The sequence below is a fragment of the Orrella daihaiensis genome (assembly GCF_022811525.1).
GTDB classification, from domain to species: domain Bacteria; phylum Pseudomonadota; class Gammaproteobacteria; order Burkholderiales; family Burkholderiaceae_B; genus Algicoccus; species Algicoccus daihaiensis.
Genome location: NZ_CP063982.1, coordinates 517,138 through 533,627, shown reverse-complemented (window position 1 = coordinate 533,627; position 16,490 = coordinate 517,138). Strand labels below are relative to the sequence as shown.

12 protein-coding genes, 1 tRNA gene, 3 rRNA genes and 2 other RNA genes are annotated in these 16,490 nt (G+C 52.6%); 3 read left to right on the top strand and 15 right to left on the bottom strand.

Translation table 11 applies throughout. The features are described 5' to 3' along the window. Positions 1-3 precede the first annotated feature (3 nt). Positions 4-432, bottom strand: coding sequence for a division/cell wall cluster transcriptional repressor MraZ (mraZ, locus tag DHf2319_RS02610; RefSeq protein WP_243479245.1), 429 nt, complete (start codon positions 430-432; stop codon positions 4-6). 216 nt (positions 433-648) lie between these two features. Further along, positions 649-1,051: RNase P RNA component class A (gene rnpB, locus DHf2319_RS02605), an RNA gene on the bottom strand. Between the two features lie 55 nt (positions 1,052-1,106). On the opposite strand from rnpB, the gene DHf2319_RS02600 reads away from it, so the two are divergent. Beyond that, a complete protein-coding gene (locus DHf2319_RS02600; RefSeq protein ID WP_243479971.1) occupies positions 1,107-2,912 on the top strand; it encodes an ATP-binding cassette domain-containing protein in 1,806 nt (601 codons plus the stop codon). On the opposite strand, the gene pyrC is transcribed toward DHf2319_RS02600, so the two are convergent. Together pyrC and DHf2319_RS02590 are read right to left on the bottom strand one after the other, a co-directional pair. Then, on the bottom strand, positions 2,897-3,955 hold the full coding sequence (gene pyrC / locus DHf2319_RS02595) for a dihydroorotase (RefSeq protein ID WP_243479244.1): 1,059 nt from the start codon (positions 3,953-3,955) through the stop codon (positions 2,897-2,899). The two genes, DHf2319_RS02600 and pyrC, sit on opposite strands and share 16 nt — an antisense overlap. A 24-nt stretch (positions 3,956-3,979) precedes the next feature. Further along, complete coding sequence (locus DHf2319_RS02590; RefSeq protein ID WP_243479243.1) at positions 3,980-5,173, bottom strand: M20 aminoacylase family protein; 1,194 nt, start codon at positions 5,171-5,173, stop codon at positions 3,980-3,982. A gap of 145 nt (positions 5,174-5,318) precedes the next feature. Here DHf2319_RS02590 and DHf2319_RS02585 point away from each other — a divergent pair, with 145 nt between their 5' ends. Further along, positions 5,319-5,591, top strand: a complete 273-nt coding sequence (locus tag DHf2319_RS02585; protein ID WP_243479242.1) for an SWIB/MDM2 domain-containing protein — start codon at positions 5,319-5,321, stop codon at positions 5,589-5,591. A 71-nt stretch (positions 5,592-5,662) separates the two neighbouring features. Here DHf2319_RS02585 and DHf2319_RS02580 read toward each other — a convergent pair whose 3' ends face one another. The 8 genes from DHf2319_RS02580 to ilvD all read right to left on the bottom strand — a co-directional run bounded on the left by DHf2319_RS02580 (position 5,663) and on the right by ilvD (position 14,639). Beyond that, positions 5,663-6,010: a DUF4870 family protein gene (locus DHf2319_RS02580; protein WP_243479241.1), complete on the bottom strand. Its 348-nt coding sequence runs from the start codon at positions 6,008-6,010 to the stop codon at positions 5,663-5,665. Between the two features lie 110 nt (positions 6,011-6,120). After that, a 5S ribosomal RNA gene (gene rrf, locus DHf2319_RS02575) occupies positions 6,121-6,233 on the bottom strand. 168 nt (positions 6,234-6,401) lie between these two features. After that, a 23S ribosomal RNA gene (locus DHf2319_RS02570) occupies positions 6,402-9,290 on the bottom strand. A 525-nt stretch (positions 9,291-9,815) separates the two neighbouring features. After that, a tRNA-Ile gene (locus DHf2319_RS02565) sits at positions 9,816-9,892 on the bottom strand. Between the two features lie 93 nt (positions 9,893-9,985). Continuing rightward, positions 9,986-11,516, bottom strand: a 16S ribosomal RNA gene (locus DHf2319_RS02560). Together the 16S, 23S and 5S rRNA genes with 1 tRNA gene alongside form the textbook arrangement of a ribosomal RNA operon. A gap of 555 nt (positions 11,517-12,071) precedes the next feature. Further along, positions 12,072-12,605 carry a peptide-methionine (S)-S-oxide reductase MsrA gene (msrA, locus tag DHf2319_RS02555; RefSeq protein WP_243479240.1) on the bottom strand — a complete coding sequence of 178 codons (534 nt, stop codon included), beginning with the start codon at positions 12,603-12,605 and terminating at the stop codon, positions 12,072-12,074. A gap of 17 nt (positions 12,606-12,622) precedes the next feature. Continuing rightward, entirely contained in the window at positions 12,623-12,970 is a 348-nt protein-coding gene (locus DHf2319_RS02550) for a c-type cytochrome (protein WP_243479239.1), read from the bottom strand. Further along, entirely contained in the window at positions 12,954-14,639 is a 1,686-nt protein-coding gene (gene ilvD, locus DHf2319_RS02545; protein ID WP_243479238.1) for a dihydroxy-acid dehydratase, read from the bottom strand. Before ilvD ends, DHf2319_RS02550 begins: the two co-directional genes overlap by 17 nt. 84 nt (positions 14,640-14,723) lie before the next feature. Between ilvD and lgt the strand changes: the two genes are divergently transcribed. Beyond that, the gene (gene lgt / locus DHf2319_RS02540) at positions 14,724-15,533 is read left to right on the top strand and encodes a prolipoprotein diacylglyceryl transferase (protein ID WP_243479237.1); all 810 of its coding nucleotides are present in this window, start codon (positions 14,724-14,726) and stop codon (positions 15,531-15,533) included. Here lgt and ssrS read toward each other — a convergent pair. The 3 genes from ssrS to DHf2319_RS02525 form a co-directional block, all read right to left on the bottom strand. Beyond that, positions 15,532-15,716, bottom strand: a non-coding RNA gene (gene ssrS, locus DHf2319_RS02535) — 6S RNA. The two genes, lgt and ssrS, sit on opposite strands and share 2 nt — an antisense overlap. 13 nt (positions 15,717-15,729) lie before the next feature. After that, a complete protein-coding gene (locus DHf2319_RS02530) occupies positions 15,730-16,026 on the bottom strand; it encodes a cell division protein ZapA (protein ID WP_243479236.1) in 297 nt (98 codons plus the stop codon). Then, on the bottom strand, positions 16,026-16,439 hold the full coding sequence (locus DHf2319_RS02525) for a hypothetical protein (protein ID WP_243479235.1): 414 nt from the start codon (positions 16,437-16,439) through the stop codon (positions 16,026-16,028). Before DHf2319_RS02525 ends, DHf2319_RS02530 begins: the two co-directional genes overlap by 1 nt. Positions 16,440-16,490 lie beyond the last annotated feature (51 nt).

The following is a 16,490-nucleotide window of genomic DNA, read 5'->3' as shown; positions in this document are numbered from 1 at the left end:
GGATTAAAAAGAAAAAGTCTCAAGCGCCTCGGGTATCCCTCCTGACAAGTCCTCAGCTTCGCGCTCGGCAAGCGCCTGCGCATCCCAAAGCTCGAAATGTCCGCCCATGCCCAAGAGCATGGTGTCGCGCTTTAATCCAGCAGCAGCGCGCAACTCCGGCGCAATCAGCACCCGACCGGCGCTATCAACATCAACATCTTGCGCATTGCCCAACAGTAGGCGCTGTAAAGCGCGTGCCTGCATCGGGAAGGCGGCTATCTGCTCACGCTTCTTTTCCCATTCGGGACGGGGGTATACGAGCAGACAGCCATCAGGGTGGCGCGTGATCGTGAGACGGCCACATGCCTGCTCATTGAGCGCGTCACGATGCCGAGCCGGCACATTGATCCGACCCTTGGCATCAAGCGTGAGAGCGCTGCTACCTTGGAACACAAATTACCCCACAAAAAAACACAATAAGACACTTTTCACCACTCTAAGGCAAAAAAAATGACTGGTCAAACGAAATTTCGTATTTTTTTCAATGATGACAATGACTTAGCGCACAAATCCGGGGGCGATCGGAAAAATATTTTCCGATAAATCAATATGTTGTGGTTTTATATGAAAGTGCAGCCTTAAGATAGGCCATCGATCTGGGCAACATGAATACGGGAGAAGCCTGTAGGCCGGATTCTGTAGGCCACTTCACAGTGGCTGGCAATCATTCCTCTGGGTGAACCATTACTGGTGCACTCTAGCCACCTACCCGCATGCTTGGGCGGGCCGCCCTTCACGTCCAAAGACGCACGCATGCCTATTTGGTGTTGCTCCGGATAGAGGTTGCCGCGTTTCACCCTGCTGCGTTGGTCGCCAAAGCGATCATGCGCCACGGTGTGACCGTGGCGGAGTGAGTCCTAACCCACCCTCACAGCAGACTCGTCTCTGTGGCCCTAGTCCTCGGCACTTGCGCACCGGACGGCCGTTAGCCGTTATCCTGCCCTGTGGAGTCCGGACCTTCCTCGATGCCTGGTTTTACAACCCTTGGCGCCGCGATTGCCCAGCCCCTCCCGCAGTTACATTGTAGGACAAGCAACCTGCGACAATGCAGTTTTATACAAAAAGATATTATGGCGGCACCTCTAATCTCTTTGCAGGCAATTCAGTTAGCATTTGGCCACCACGCTTTGCTCGATCGCGCTGATCTAACCATTGATACCAATGAACGGGTGGGTTTGATCGGCCGCAACGGCGCTGGCAAATCCTCGTTACTAAAACTGCTCGATGGCAGACTTGCGCCGGATGACGGCAATATCACTCGAGTAGACGGGATCAGAGTGGCTACCGTCGAGCAAGAGCCGGTTTTAGCGGGTTCGACCATCCTTGAGGTCCTAAGCGCACCGGAACATCAACCGACCGCTGAATCATGGGAGCGTGAGGTAACCGCTCGACAGTGGGCAGACCGCCTCGAACTGGACCCACAAGCATCTGTTGCAACACTGTCAGGTGGCATGGCCAAACGAGTGGCATTAGCGGCTGCCATGCTGGGTAAACCCGATTTACTTCTACTGGATGAACCTACTAACCACCTCGACCTCAACGGTATTTCCTGGCTCGAACAGCAATTGAAACAATGGCGCGGTAGCGTGCTGTTCATCACTCACGATCGCCGCTTTCTCGATGAGATTGCCACCCGAATTATCGAACTCGACCGCGGCAAGCTCTTAAGCTTTCCAGGTAACTTCGTCAAATGGCAACAACAAAAAGAGGCTTGGCTCAATGCGCAACAATTAGCAAACGCGCGGTTTGACAAACTGCTCGCGCAAGAAGAAGTGTGGATCCGCAAGGGGATTGAGGCGCGGCGTACACGCAATGAGGGGCGGGTGAGGCGTTTGGAACAATTGCGTCGAGAGCGAGCGCAACGTCGTGACGCTCTGGGCAAAGTCAACCTCAAAGTTGACCAAACCAACCGATCCGGCAAAATCGTGGCAGAGCTACACGATGTCAGCTTAGCCTACGAGAACAAGCTCATCATTGATCACTTCTCCACTGTGATCCTGCGTGGTGATCGTATCGGTTTGATCGGACCCAATGGTGCGGGTAAAACCACACTTTTAAAAGTCATCCTCGGCGAGCTCAAGCCCTCAAGTGGTGAAGTCAAGCTAGGCACAAATCTCCAAGTAGCCTATCTCGACCAAATGCGAGATCAGCTTGATGAAACAGCCGCCGTACTTGACGTCATCAATCCTGGTAGCCAGTGGGTCGAAATTGGCCAGGAGCGCAAACACGTGATGAGCTATTTGGGTGATTTCCTATTCGAGCCAGCGCGCGCTCAATCGCCAGTTAGTAGCCTCTCCGGTGGTGAACGAGCGCGCTTGCTGCTTGCCCGGCTGTTTGCCCGACCCGCCAATGTAATTGTGCTTGACGAACCAACCAACGACCTAGACATTGAAACACTCGAGTTGCTCGAAGCATTACTGCAAGAGTTTTCAGGAACGGTACTGTTGGTGAGCCACGACAGGCAATTCCTGGATAACGTGGTGACCCAGACCATTGCTTATGAGGGTCATGGCAAGTGGGGTTGCTATGTGGGTGGCTTTGATGACTGGGTGGCCCAGCGACCTGCTCCAGCCGTTGAGTCAACCAAACCCAAACCACCTAAAACCCCTCACCCGCAAAAGCCTTCTGGTAGCGCAAAACGGGTACGCTTAAGCACCTGGGAACAGCGCGAACTCGATGAACTACCGGCTCGCATCCAGACGCTCGAAGAGCAGCAGGCGGCTTTAACAGCGACGCTTGGTGCGCCAGAGCTATACCAAGCCGGCGGCGATGAAGCTACAAAAGTACAAGCCGACTTAGCGAAGGTAGAGGCTGAACTCTTGGCGCTGTATGAACGTTGGGAGGTTCTGGAATCGCGTCAAACTCCAGCCTGAACTCGCCACGGGAATGTCTCGCCACTGGCCAGTGGCACTAATGATGCCTTACCGAACGGCAACTGCTCAGGGACCTGGTAAGGCTCTTTGACCAGCGTAATTTTGGTGGTGTTGCGCGGCAATCCATAAAAATCTGGGCCTCGGTGGCTGGCAAATGCTTCAAGGCGATCAAGTCGGCCGACCGCATCAAATACAGTCGCATAGAGTGTCATGGCGTGTAACGCCGAATAGCATCCTGCACAGCCGCTGGCATGCTCTTTCAAATGACGCGCGTGGGGGGCACTATCTGTACCCAAAAAAAACCGGGGATTATCACTGGTAGCCGCTTGAACCAGCGCGAGTCGATGAGTCTCGCGCTTGAGTACTGGCAAACAGTACCAATGCGGGCGCAACCCGCCGGTAAAGATTGCATTGCGGTTGTACAACAGGTGTTGCGGCGTAATGGTCGCACCAATCGGGCCCTCGGCCTCACGTACGTAATCGACACCATCTTTAGTGGTTAGGTGCTCAAACACTACTTTTAAGGCTGGATAGGCTCGGCGAAGTCCAATCATGACACGTTCGATAAAGACGGCCTCTCGATCAAACACATCAATGGTCGGATCGGTCACTTCGCCGTGGACTAACAACGGCACAGATAAACGCTGCATCGTTTCAAGGACCTTGGTACATCTACCAAGCAGATCAGTGACTCCTTGATCCGAATTCGTCGTTGCCCCGGCTGGGTACAGCTTCACAGCATAGACATGGGCTGATTGTGCGATCGCCTCAATATCTTCGACGCGCGTGTTGTCAGTCAAATAAAGTGTCATGAGCGGATCAAACCCGAGACTGTCCAACCCCTGCTCGTGCAATGCGGCCATGATCTGGGCTCGGTAACTCAACGCCTGATCTACCGTAGTGATCGGTGGCCTTAAGTTCGGCATGATAATGGCCCGCTTGAACTGCCGTGCCGAATCGGCGACCACGGCACGTAAAGCATCGCCTTCGCGCAAATGAAGATGCCAATCATCAGGCGTCGTAATTGTTAAGGTCTGCGTCATTGCATGGTTCCTGAGCGGAGTGGTTCATTGATTCAAAGGCATGGATTTTTCTACAAGCGCAGCAAATAGTCCCGCGCCAGCTGGAATCACAGCATCGTTAAAGTCATAATTTGGGTTGTGCAAATAGCAGCCACCCTCAGCCCCACCTTGCCCGAGCCTAAAATAGGCCCCAGGCTTGTGCTCGAGCATAAAAGAAAAGTCCTCTGCTCCCATGGACGGCTGCAAGTCTCGCACTACTTTTTTTGCTCCGAACAATTCAGTTGCCACGTCAGCCACAAACATCGCCTCTTTAGGCGTATTGATCGTCGCCGGATAAATTTTTTGGTAGTGCAATGTCGCACTCGCTCCGAAGCCAGCGGCGACTTGCTCGATAAGCGTGCGCATTCTTGATTCAATCATCGACTGTATCGAATGGCGAAACGTTCTAACCGTGCCAACGAGCTTGGCTTGATCCGGAATCACGCTCATGGCCAGTGGATCGCCCGCTTGGACTGACGCAACCGTTACCACGGCAGCATCCAATGCACTGACATTGCGAGACACAACGCTTTGCAAAGCGGTAATCACATGTGAAGCTACCAGGACAGGGTCAATTGTTTGATACGGGTGGGCACCGTGCCCACCACGACCTTGAATCACCACTTCGAAGCGGTCGGCTGCTGCCATCATGGGACCGGGATTTATTCCGATCATGCCAGGCGGCAAACCGGGCCAGTTGTGTAAAGCGTAAATAGCATCGCAATCGAAGCGCTCAAATAAACCATCTTCGATCATTGCCTTGGCGCCGCCCAAACCCTCTTCGGCTGGCTGAAAAATGAACACGGCAGTACCATCGAAATTCCGTGTTTGTGCCAAATATTTAGCCGCTCCCATCAATATGGCGGTATGCCCATCATGACCACATCCGTGCATCAGACCAGGCCTAGTGGATGCGTGAGCGAAACCATTGCTTTCCTGCATGGATAGCGCATCCATGTCGGCCCGCAACCCAATCATCCGACCAGAATCGCTGCGTTTGCCATGCAAAACGCCAACAACGCCTGTCTTCCCGATGTTGCGATGCACCGTCATCCCCAACGCCTCGAGCATACCTGCAACGAGGCCACTGGTTCGCATTTCCTGAAAGCCGAGCTCCGGATGAGCATGCAAATCACGCCGAAAGTCAGTTAATTCCTGATGAAAACCACCAATCAACGCACAAGGGGAGAGAAGTTCCATAACCCAGTTCCTAGGGTAAACGTGAGGATTGCTATAGTTTACTCGGGCGCCATCTTTGCTACAGTGTCAGAGTTTCGGGGCTAGCTTGAGTCTCAAGCTCGATCGATTTTAAAAACGACTAATATTGGCAATAAGGAGAGTCCGAATGGCCACCGCCAAAAAAGCTGCACGTAAACCCAACGCCGCCTTCATGAAACCGCTTACCCCTAGCCCAACGCTAGCAGCTGTCATCGGTTCAGAAGCTGTACCTCGCACTGAAGTCACCAAAAAAATCTGGGATTACATTAAAAAGCACAATTTGCAGGATCCTGCGAACAAGCGCAATATCAATGCAGACGACAAACTGCGCCCGTTGTTCGGCAAAGATCAAGTATCCATGTTTGAACTCACCAAAATCGTCAGCGGTCACCTTTCCTAGACGATCCAAGTCAGCACCCAATAAAAAGCGCGCATCTAATGCGCGCTTTTTATTTTTAACTCAAGTGGTGCTCACACTACGATAGGCTTGCCATCTAGCAATAGCAAGAACCCCTTGATTAAACGGTACAGAACCCAAACCACAGTGGCAATCAGGCCTAACCAGCCAATACCGATAAACATCGTCAAAAAACTCAGTGCCAACCACAACAAGGACCACAAAAACGTATTGATTAGCCAATCAAAATGGGTGGCATACAGCGTTCCAGCAGCATCGGCACGTTTGACATACATGATGATGACCGCCGCAAGCGTTGCGAATGTAAACAGCCCCGAGGTTACGAATCCAAGCGCAAATAGCCCATATACGATCATGCTAATCATTCTGAGGCTTGGGCCTGAAGTCGGTAGGTCGCTCATGTCGCATCACCCCGTGAAGCATTAGTCAAGTCTGAAAGGAGTGTAACAATACAAACCGTCGGTGCCAAAGACAAACCCCCGCTTTGAGGGCGGGGGTTTGAGGGTAAGGAGCTTGACGATGACCTACTTTCACAGATGTACATCCACTATCATCGGCGCAAAGGCGTTTCACGGTCCTGTTCGGGATGGGAAGGCGTGGGACCACCTTGCTATGGTCGTCAAGCGTAAGCTTGGTTGCACACCTGCGTTGTGCGCAGGCATGCCAATTGGGGTCGAAGCACAGCGTGTGTGTGTTTGCTGGATTGATTTGGGTTGTGCGTTTTACTGCACGGTGTTGCATGTACTACGTTACTGAGCGGCACACTTATCACGCTATAACCTGCACAGTTATAGGATCAAGCCGCACGGGCAATTAGTATCGGTTAGCTCAACGCATTACTGCGCTTACACACCCGACCTATCAACGTCCTGGTCTTGAACGACCCTTCAGGGGCTCTAGGCCCCGGGATACCTAATCTTCAGACGAGTTTCCCGCTTAGATGCCTTCAGCGGTTATCTCTTCCGTACTTACCTACTCGCCAATGCCATAGGCATGACAACCGATACACCGGCCGGTACGTCCACTCCGGTCCTCTCGTACTAGGAGCAGGCTCCGTCAAGTATCCAACGCCCACGGCAGATAGGGACCAAACTGTCTCACGACGTTTTAAACCCAGCTCACGTACCTCTTTAAATGGCGAACAGCCATACCCTTGGGACCGGCTACAGCCCCAGGATGAGATGAGCCGACATCGAGGTGCCAAACACCGCCGTCGATATGAACTCTTGGGCGGTATCAGCCTGTTATCCCCAGAGTACCTTTTATCCGTTGAGCGATGGCCCTTCCATTCAGAACCACCGGATCACTATGTCCTGCTTTCGCACCTGTTCGACTTGTCAGTCTCACAGTCAAGCACGCTTATGCCATTGCACTATCAGCACGATTTCCGACCGTACCTAGCGTACCTTCGAACTCCTCCGTTACACTTTGGGAGGAGACCGCCCCAGTCAAACTGCCCACCATGCACTGTCCCCAACCCGGATCACGGGCCAAGGTTAGAATCGCAAACAAACCAGGGTGGTATTTCAAGGTTGGCTCCACGCAGTCTGGCGACCACGCTTCTGCGCCTCCCACCTATCCTACACAAGCCGGTTCACAATCCAATGCAAAGCTGCAGTAAAGGTTCATGGGGTCTTTCCGTCTAGCCGCGGGTAGATTGCATCATCACAAACACTTCAACTTCGCTGAGTCTCAGGAGGAGACAGTGTGGCCATCGTTACGCCATTCGTGCAGGTCGGAACTTACCCGACAAGGAATTTCGCTACCTTAGGACCGTTATAGTTACGGCCGCCGTTTACCGGGGCTTCGATCAAGAGCTTGCACCCCATCACTTAACCTTCCGGCACCGGGCAGGCGTCACACCCTATACGTCGACTTTCGTCTTGGCAGAGTGCTGTGTTTTTAATAAACAGTCGCAGCCACCGATTCTCTGCGGCCCCTTCATGCTCCAAGCGCAGGCTCTTCACACTACCAGGGCATACCTTCTCCCGAAGTTACGGTATCAATTTGCCGAGTTCCTTCTCCTGAGTTCTCTCAAGCGCCTTGGAATATTCATCCCGTCCACCTGTGTCGGTTTGCGGTACGGTCTCGTATGGCTGAAGCTTAGAGGCTTTTCCTGGAACCACTTCCAATCACTTCGTGAACCTAAGTTCACTCGAGCCACACCCTTGAATTACGCGCCCGGATTTGCCTAAGCGCCTTCTATAGTGCAGCAACAGGGACTTCCAACACCCTGATGACCTTCAGCAATCCGTCCCCCCATCGCACCATACGACGGTGCTGGAATATTAACCAGCTTCCCATCAGCTACGCATCTCTGCCTCGCCTTAGGGGCCGACTCACCCTGCGCCGATGAACGTTGCGCAGGAAACCTTGGACTTACGGCGAGGGGGCTTTTCACCCCCTTTATCGCTACTCATGTCAGCATTCGCACTTCTGATACCTCCAGCAGCCTTTACAAGCCACCTTCGCAGGCTTACAGAACGCTCTCCTACCGCGTGTACAAACGTACACACCCGCAGCTTCGGTCTATCGCTTAAGCCCCGTTACATCTTCCGCGCAGGACGACTCGATCAGTGAGCTATTACGCTTTCTTTAAAGGATGGCTGCTTCTAAGCCAACCTCCTGACTGTCTATGCCTTCCCACTTCGTTTCCCACTGAGCGATAGTTGGGGACCTTAGCTGGCGGTCTGGGTTGTTTCCCTCTTGAGTCCGGACGTTAGCACCCGGTGCTCTGTCTCCCACGCTAATACTTGCCGGTATTCGGAGTTTGCCATGGTTTGGTAAGTCGCCATGACCCCTAGCCATAACAGTGCTCTACCCCCGGCAGCAATACGTGAGGCACTACCTAAATAGTTTTCGGAGAGAACCAGCTATTTCCAGGTTTGTTTAGCCTTTCACCCCTATCCACAGCTCATCCCCTAATTTTTCAACATTAGTGGGTTCGGTCCTCCAGCACGTGTTACCGTGCCTTCAACCTGGCCATGGATAGATCACCTGGTTTCGGGTCTACACCCAGCGACTATATCGCCCTATTCGGACTCGCTTTCGCTACGCCTGCCCTATTCGGTTAAGCTTGCCACTGAATGTAAGTCGCTGACCCATTATACAAAAGGTACGCAGTCACCCCTCAAGGAGGCTCCTACTGTTTGTATGCATGCGGTTTCAGGATCTATTTCACTCCCCTTCCGGGGTTCTTTTCGCCTTTCCCTCGCGGTACTGGTTCACTATCGGTCGATCACGAGTATTTAGCCTTGGAGGATGGTCCCCCCATCTTCAGACAGGATTTCACGTGTCCCGCCCTACTTGTCGTGCGCCTAGTTCCACCATCGTGATTTCGTCTACAGGGCTATCACCTGCTATGGCCAGACTTTCCAGACTGTTCAACTATCACAACGGCTAAAACGCACCGGCTGCTCCGATTTCGCTCGCCACTACTTTCGGAATCTCGGTTGATTTCTTTTCCTCGGGTTACTTAGATGTTTCAGTTCACCCGGTTCGCCCCACTGGACCTATGGATTCAGTCCAGGGTACCTACCTCACGGTAAGTGGGTTTCCCCATTCGGATATCTGCGGATCAAAGCTCGTTTGCCAAGCTCCCCGCAGCTTTTCGCAGGCTGCCACGTCCTTCTTCGCCTGTGATCGCCAAGGCATCCACCACATGCACTTAGTCACTTGATCCTATAACCCTGCAGGCTCGCACCTGACAGACTTATAAGTTTTTTTACTACTTTGCTGAGTTTTCGCGTTTGTGTGCCGTTCTTCCTTTCAAGGCTCTTTGCGTGTCTCCACACAAAGACTTGAGTAAGAACAAATTACTACTATGCAATCACAACCCGTATCCGTGCCTCTTCGCTTACCCAACCCCTGTAGGCCAGATAAACCCTTTGACACAAACACTTCTCGTTGTGCTTCTTCCCAATTGTTAAAGAACAAAGAGTTATTACCCTACTGATACATCGCGCACCGCGCGCCCGCCAATACAAGCGCCCTCACACAATGCACAGTCAACAACACAAGACCCGCTTGCCCTGTTCACTGCACACTGCACCGCCCACTGCCCAAACCTCACTGCTGCATCCGCCGCTTCACCAACCCACAACACACAAACTTGGTGGAGGATGACGGGATCGAACCGACGACCCCTGCTTGCAAAGCAGGTGCTCTCCCACTGAGCTAATCCCCTCTGTGTGTCGCAACCGCAGATGGTGGGTCTGGTTGGATTCGAACCAACGACCCCCGCCTTATCAAGACGGTGCTCTAACCGACTGAGCTACAGACCCAACCGACCCAGCATTTAACTCTCTATCCCAACCAACAACCGATAAGTGTGGACACCTGCCACCTAAGACACTGTGTGCATCGCGCAGACTCTGAAAGGAGGTGATCCAGCCGCACCTTCCGATACGGCTACCTTGTTACGACTTCACCCCAGTCATGAATCCCACCGTGGTAATCGCCCCCCTTGCGGTTAGGCTAACTACTTCTGGTGAAACCCACTCCCATGGTGTGACGGGCGGTGTGTACAAGACCCGGGAACGTATTCACCGCGACATGCTGATCCGCGATTACTAGCGATTCCGACTTCATGCAGTCGAGTTGCAGACTGCAATCCGGACTACGATCGGGTTTGTGGGATTAGCTCCCCCTCGCGGGTTGGCAACCCTCTGTCCCGACCATTGTATGACGTGTGAAGCCCTACCCATAAGGGCCATGAGGACTTGACGTCATCCCCACCTTCCTCCGGTTTGTCACCGGCAGTCTCATTAGAGTGCCCTTTCGTAGCAACTAATGACAAGGGTTGCGCTCGTTGCGGGACTTAACCCAACATCTCACGACACGAGCTGACGACAGCCATGCAGCACCTGTGTTCCGGTTCTCTTGCGAGCACTCCTAAATCTCTTCAGGATTCCAGACATGTCAAGGGTAGGTAAGGTTTTTCGCGTTGCATCGAATTAATCCACATCATCCACCGCTTGTGCGGGTCCCCGTCAATTCCTTTGAGTTTTAATCTTGCGACCGTACTCCCCAGGCGGTCAACTTCACGCGTTAGCTGCGCTACCAAGGCCCGAAGGCCCCAACAGCTAGTTGACATCGTTTAGGGCGTGGACTACCAGGGTATCTAATCCTGTTTGCTCCCCACGCTTTCGTGCATGAGCGTCAGTGTCATCCCAGGGGGCTGCCTTCGCCATCGGTGTTCCTCCGCATCTCTACGCATTTCACTGCTACACGCGGAATTCCACCCCCCTCTGACGCACTCTAGCTCGACAGTTAAAAATGCAGTTCCAAGGTTAAGCCCTGGGATTTCACATCTTTCTTTCCGAACCGCCTGCGCACGCTTTACGCCCAGTAATTCCGATTAACGCTTGCACCCTACGTATTACCGCGGCTGCTGGCACGTAGTTAGCCGGTGCTTATTCTGCAGGTACCGTCATCCACACAGGGTATTAACCCATGCGATTTCTTTCCTGCCAAAAGTGCTTTACAACCCGAAGGCCTTCATCGCACACGCGGGATGGCTGGATCAGGGTTGCCCCCATTGTCCAAAATTCCCCACTGCTGCCTCCCGTAGGAGTCTGGGCCGTGTCTCAGTCCCAGTGTGGCTGGTCGTCCTCTCAAACCAGCTACGGATCGCAGCCTTGGTAGGCCTTTACCCCACCAACTAGCTAATCCGATATCGGCCGCTCCAATAGTGAGAGGTCCTAAGATCCCCCCCTTTCCCCCGTAGGGCGTATGCGGTATTAGCTACTCTTTCGAGTAGTTATCCCCCGCTACTGGGCACGTTCCGATACATTACTCACCCGTTCGCCACTCGCCGCCAGACCGAAGTCCGCGCTGCCGTTCGACTTGCATGTGTAAAGCATCCCGCTAGCGTTCAATCTGAGCCAGGATCAAACTCTTCAGTTCAATCTCTGTTTGGTTGGCCTGCACCTATCACAGCACAGACCTCGCTTCACTCAAAGAAACAAACAAGTCATCTGCCAAATCTCTCCAGCAGACTTCCTTACCTTGCTTCTTCTTCGTGAGCACTTGCTATTTACTTGTGGTCATCGCGCCTCCAGATAGCCACCCCATGTCAAGTAAACCCAACACCAAGTCACCACCTAGAACACCCAACGCCTACAGACAACAAGTGCCCACACTTATCGGTTGTTTCGTTGTTAAAGAGCAAATGCAGTCGTAGGACCGCTAACAGCCACTTACCAGAGCGATCATCAACAAACCGCTGCAGACTGTCTAATAAATGTCGGTCTGCAACAAATCTGTAGTGATTTTGGATTATCTTGATCGAACTGATCAAAGAAACCTGCTCATGCTACTGACTGCGTTTCTCTGTTTTGACGTCGCTTTTGCAACGACGTTTCAGCAGAGAAACGAGATTATGCACGTGTTTTTTTGGACTGTCAAACGGTGTACATAAAAAGTTTTGCTGAATCCATGTGACAGCTCGTTTGTCACTATTTAGCCACGCTTGAGACGACCGGCGAACTGCGATCTGAACTTCTGCACTTTAGGTGCGATCACGAACTGGCAATACCCCTGCCCGGGATTGCGCTGGAAAAAATCGTGGTGGTAACTCTCCGCAACCCAAAATGTCGCCTCAGGCAGCAATTCCGTACAAACAGGCGCACGAAACTCACCGCTAGCATCAATTGCCTCGATGATCTTTTTAGCAGCTTCGCGCTGCGAGGCGTCCTGATAAAAAATCGCAGACTGATACTGCGGACCCACGTCATTTCCCTGACGCCCCGGCGTTGTCGGGTCATGCGTCGCAAAAAAGACCTCTAGCAAAGACTCATAGCTAATTAGCGCAGGATCATAAGTGATACGAATGACCTCAATGTGCCCGGTGTTCTTCTCACAGACCTGTTCGTATGTCGGGTTTTGAACATGACCGCCGCAATAACCGGGCTCCACCGCTTGCACGCCTTCGAGCGCAGCAAACACCGCCTCCGTGCACCAAAAACATCCGCCACCAAAAACTGCAATGGCCATCTACACCTCCCGAAATGCTATTGAGGCTTTTGTTGCAAGCTCAAAATAAACAACACCATGTCGCGGGCTTGTTCGTCAGACACTTGGGTCTGAGCCGGCATTGGCACAGCACCCCATTTGCCACGACCACCATTCTTGATAACGTTCAAGAGCATCGGCATCGCCGCATCGCTGTCACCTCCGTAGCGGTTGGCGATATCGACAAAGGCTGGCCCGACCCGTTTTTTATCAATCTGATGACAACCAAGACACATCTTTTCACGCATCAACTGGTTACCCTGCTCAAACGTCAAGGCCTCACTAGCGCTAACAGTGAGCGGCATCAAAGCAAACAGGCTCGATAAGAGATTAGTCTTCAAACGCATCAGTCACCGCGCCTTTACTAGCACTGCTAGCCAATTTCGCAATTTTGCCAAGCACACCACGCGTGTAGCGAGGTGCTGGTTGTTTCCAATTCTGGCGACGTCGCTCAATTTCTTCATCGGGTACGTTCAATTGCAGCAATAACTGATGCGCATCGATCGTAATGGAGTCACCCTCCTGAATCAGACCGATGGTGCCGCCCACAAACGCCTCTGGTGCGACATGACCGACCACCATCCCCCAAGTGCCGCCAGAGAACCGGCCATCAGTGATAAGCCCAACACTCTCCCCGAGGCCCTGACCGATCAAAGCTGAGGTAGGCGCCAACATCTCGCGCATACCCGGACCACCTTTGGGACCTTCATAACGGATCACCACTACATCGCCTGGCTTGATTTTTTGATCCATGATGGCAGCCATCGCCAAGTCCTCAGAGTCAAACACGCGAGCCGGACCCGTAATGACGGGATTTTTCAGACCCGTAATTTTTGCAACCGCGCCCTCTGTGGCTAAGTTACCTTTCAAAATGGCCAAATGGCCATGGTTGTACAGCGCTTTGTCAATGGGACGGATCACATCTTGATCAGCAGGTGGCGCATCTGGCACATCCTTCAGTACTTCAGCAATCGTCTGGCCAGTAATGGTCATACAGTCACCGTGGAGCAACCCAGCGTTAAGCAAAATCTTCATTACCTGCGGAATGCCGCCCGCACGATGCAAATCTACAGTCAGATACTTGCCTGATGGCTTTAAGTCGCAGATGACCGGCACCTTCTTGCGAATGCGCTCAAAGTCATCAATCGTCCATGGCACTTCAGCCGCATGCGCAATGGCGAGGTAATGCAGCACAGCGTTGGTTGAACCACCAATCGCCATAATGACCGATACCGCGTTCTCAATTGATTTCTTGGTGATGATGTCTCGCGGCTTACGGTTGGCACGAACCGCTTCCACCAAAACGGTGGCCGCTTTTCTGGCATTTTCCACTGCCTCATCATCTTCATTGGCTGCCGTGGATGAATAGGGCAGACTCATTCCCATTGCCTCAAATGAGGAGCTCATCGTATTTGCGGTGTACATACCACCACATGAGCCCGAGCCAGGAATGGCTTTTTGCTCAATCGCCTTGAAATCCTCAGCACTCATGCGCTTCATGGTGTACTCGCCCACCGCTTCGAACACCGATACGATATTCAGGTCCTTGCCCTTGTAATGACCTGGCTTGATGGTGCCGCCATACACATAAATCGCAGGCACATTGCAACGAGCGATACCGATCATGCCACCCGGCATGTTTTTGTCACAGCCGCCAATCACAACCACCCCGTCCATCCACTGCCCCTGCACCGCAGTTTCGACACAATCAGCAATCACTTCTCGCGACGCCAGGGAGAACTTCATGCCTTCTGTGCCCATCGACATCCCATCTGAGATGGTTGGCACACCAAACACCTGCGGATTTCCCTTGGCAGCACGAACCGCATCAACAGCCGCATCGGCAAGCGGCTGCAAGCCGCTATTGCAAGGCGTAATCGTGGAATGACCATTCGCCACGCCAATCATCGGATTTTCGAAATCGCTTTCTTTGTATCCCATGCCGTAATACATGGAACGATTGGGAGCGCGTGTTACGCCTTCAGTAATGTGGCTTGAACGTTCAAATTTGGACATGTGTCTGCTTCCGGCAAATAATTAAAACGAACCTGAAAATTTCAGCGGTTATTATGAAACATCTTTGCACAAAACACCTATTTCATGCTGGCTTATCCCCAAATTGATCCCGTCGCGTTTGAAATCGGGCCGCTTGCCGTGCACTGGTATGGTCTGATGTACCTGGTTGGCTTCAGCAGCGCATGGCTGCTAGGGCGATGGCGCGTCAAGCAGGGACTGACGCGCGTGTCGCTAGTCGATTTCGAGGACATGCTATTTTTGGCCATGTTAGGTGCAATCCTTGGCGGGCGACTGGGCTACACACTTTTTTACCAACCTGGCTACTATCTCCAACATCCACTGGAGATTTTGTTTTTGTGGCAAGGTGGCATGTCGTTTCATGGCGGATTGCTGGGTGTTGTGATCAGCCTTTGGCTTTTCGCCAAGCGCAAACAATACAGTTTTTTAGAGCTCGGTGACTTGGTTGCACCGCTCGTACCACTCGGGCTAGCAGCCGGCAGATTAGGCAACTTCATTAATGGCGAGCTGTGGGGCAGACCCACCGACCTTCCTTGGGCAATGGTGTTTCCCGGTGCGCAAGATGGCATAGCGCGCCACCCCTCCCAACTCTACCAATTTGCACTTGAAGGGCTGCTGTTATTTTTGATTGTGTGGTGGTTTGCCAGCAAGCCCCGCATGACCGGGCAAGTCAGTGCACTCTTTCTAATGGGATATGGGGTCTTACGCTTTATGGCGGAATTTGGTCGTGAGCCAGACGCTTTCTTAGGGTTGTTATGGGCAAACCTGAGCATGGGCCAATGGCTTTGTATACCCATGGTGCTGGCAGGTGCTTGGCTTTACTGGTCTTCGAGCAAAGCCGACAGGACAGCAATCATCAAATCAAACAACAAATAAAAGCCCCGCGAATGCCGTCCAGACCGGCATCTCGAACCCTAGGTTCAAGGTCGGTCGCCTCGTGACGGGCTTCGAGCTCATCTGACTAGAGACGTGCATTCCCACCTGACTAACCAGCGACCTAAATGCCAAAAGCATCGGTTCAGAGACTATATGGTCAAGTCACGAACACCGCAGGGACAACCCGTTAGCAACGCTACGGCGCATCGGCCGTGTCAAGCATTGCGTTAATGTCCTCAATCTTACGCTTGAAATCACCAACAGACAAACTACCGAGAGGTCCTTCTGGTGATTTGACAACAAGCAATTCGGCTGCGATTTGGATCGCAGCCATTACGGCAATCTTCTCGTTGCCGCTTACTTTTCCTGACCCTTGAATACGGCCAGCGAGCTGGCCGACGTGCATCACGGCAGCCTCGAGTGTGGCTTTCTCTTCAGGCGGACAAGCCAGCGAGTAGTCTCGCCCAAGAATATTGGCTTTTACCGTTTCCATTAACTGGCCTCCTGAGACAAGGCACCCGGTAATTTTTCAAGCACGCCATCTATGCGCTGACGAGCCTGTTGGGTAACTTCGCGCAAACGATGAACCTCTTGCTCACGGGTTTTTAACGAGGATTGCATCGCCTCATTCTCCTGCCGAAACAAGTCGAGTGTTCCCTGCAATGCCGCGCGCTCTTGCTGAGCCTGGGCTTTGGTCTGTTGGACCGCTGTCTGAGCCGAACCAAGCGACTCCTTTAATTCGACTTGCTGAGATTGCTCAACTTGTAACTTCTGAGTGAGCTCATCACGCTCTGCCGAAACAGATTGCAACTGACGGCGCAAATCGTCCGCTTCAGCAGACAAGGTTTGCACTCGAGACACGAGTCTCTGGATTCGTTTGGCAAGGAGGTCAAGTTCTTCAAGCATGTCGCAATCGTAAATCAAATTGGGATACCCGTGAGATTTGTTTTTGTACAC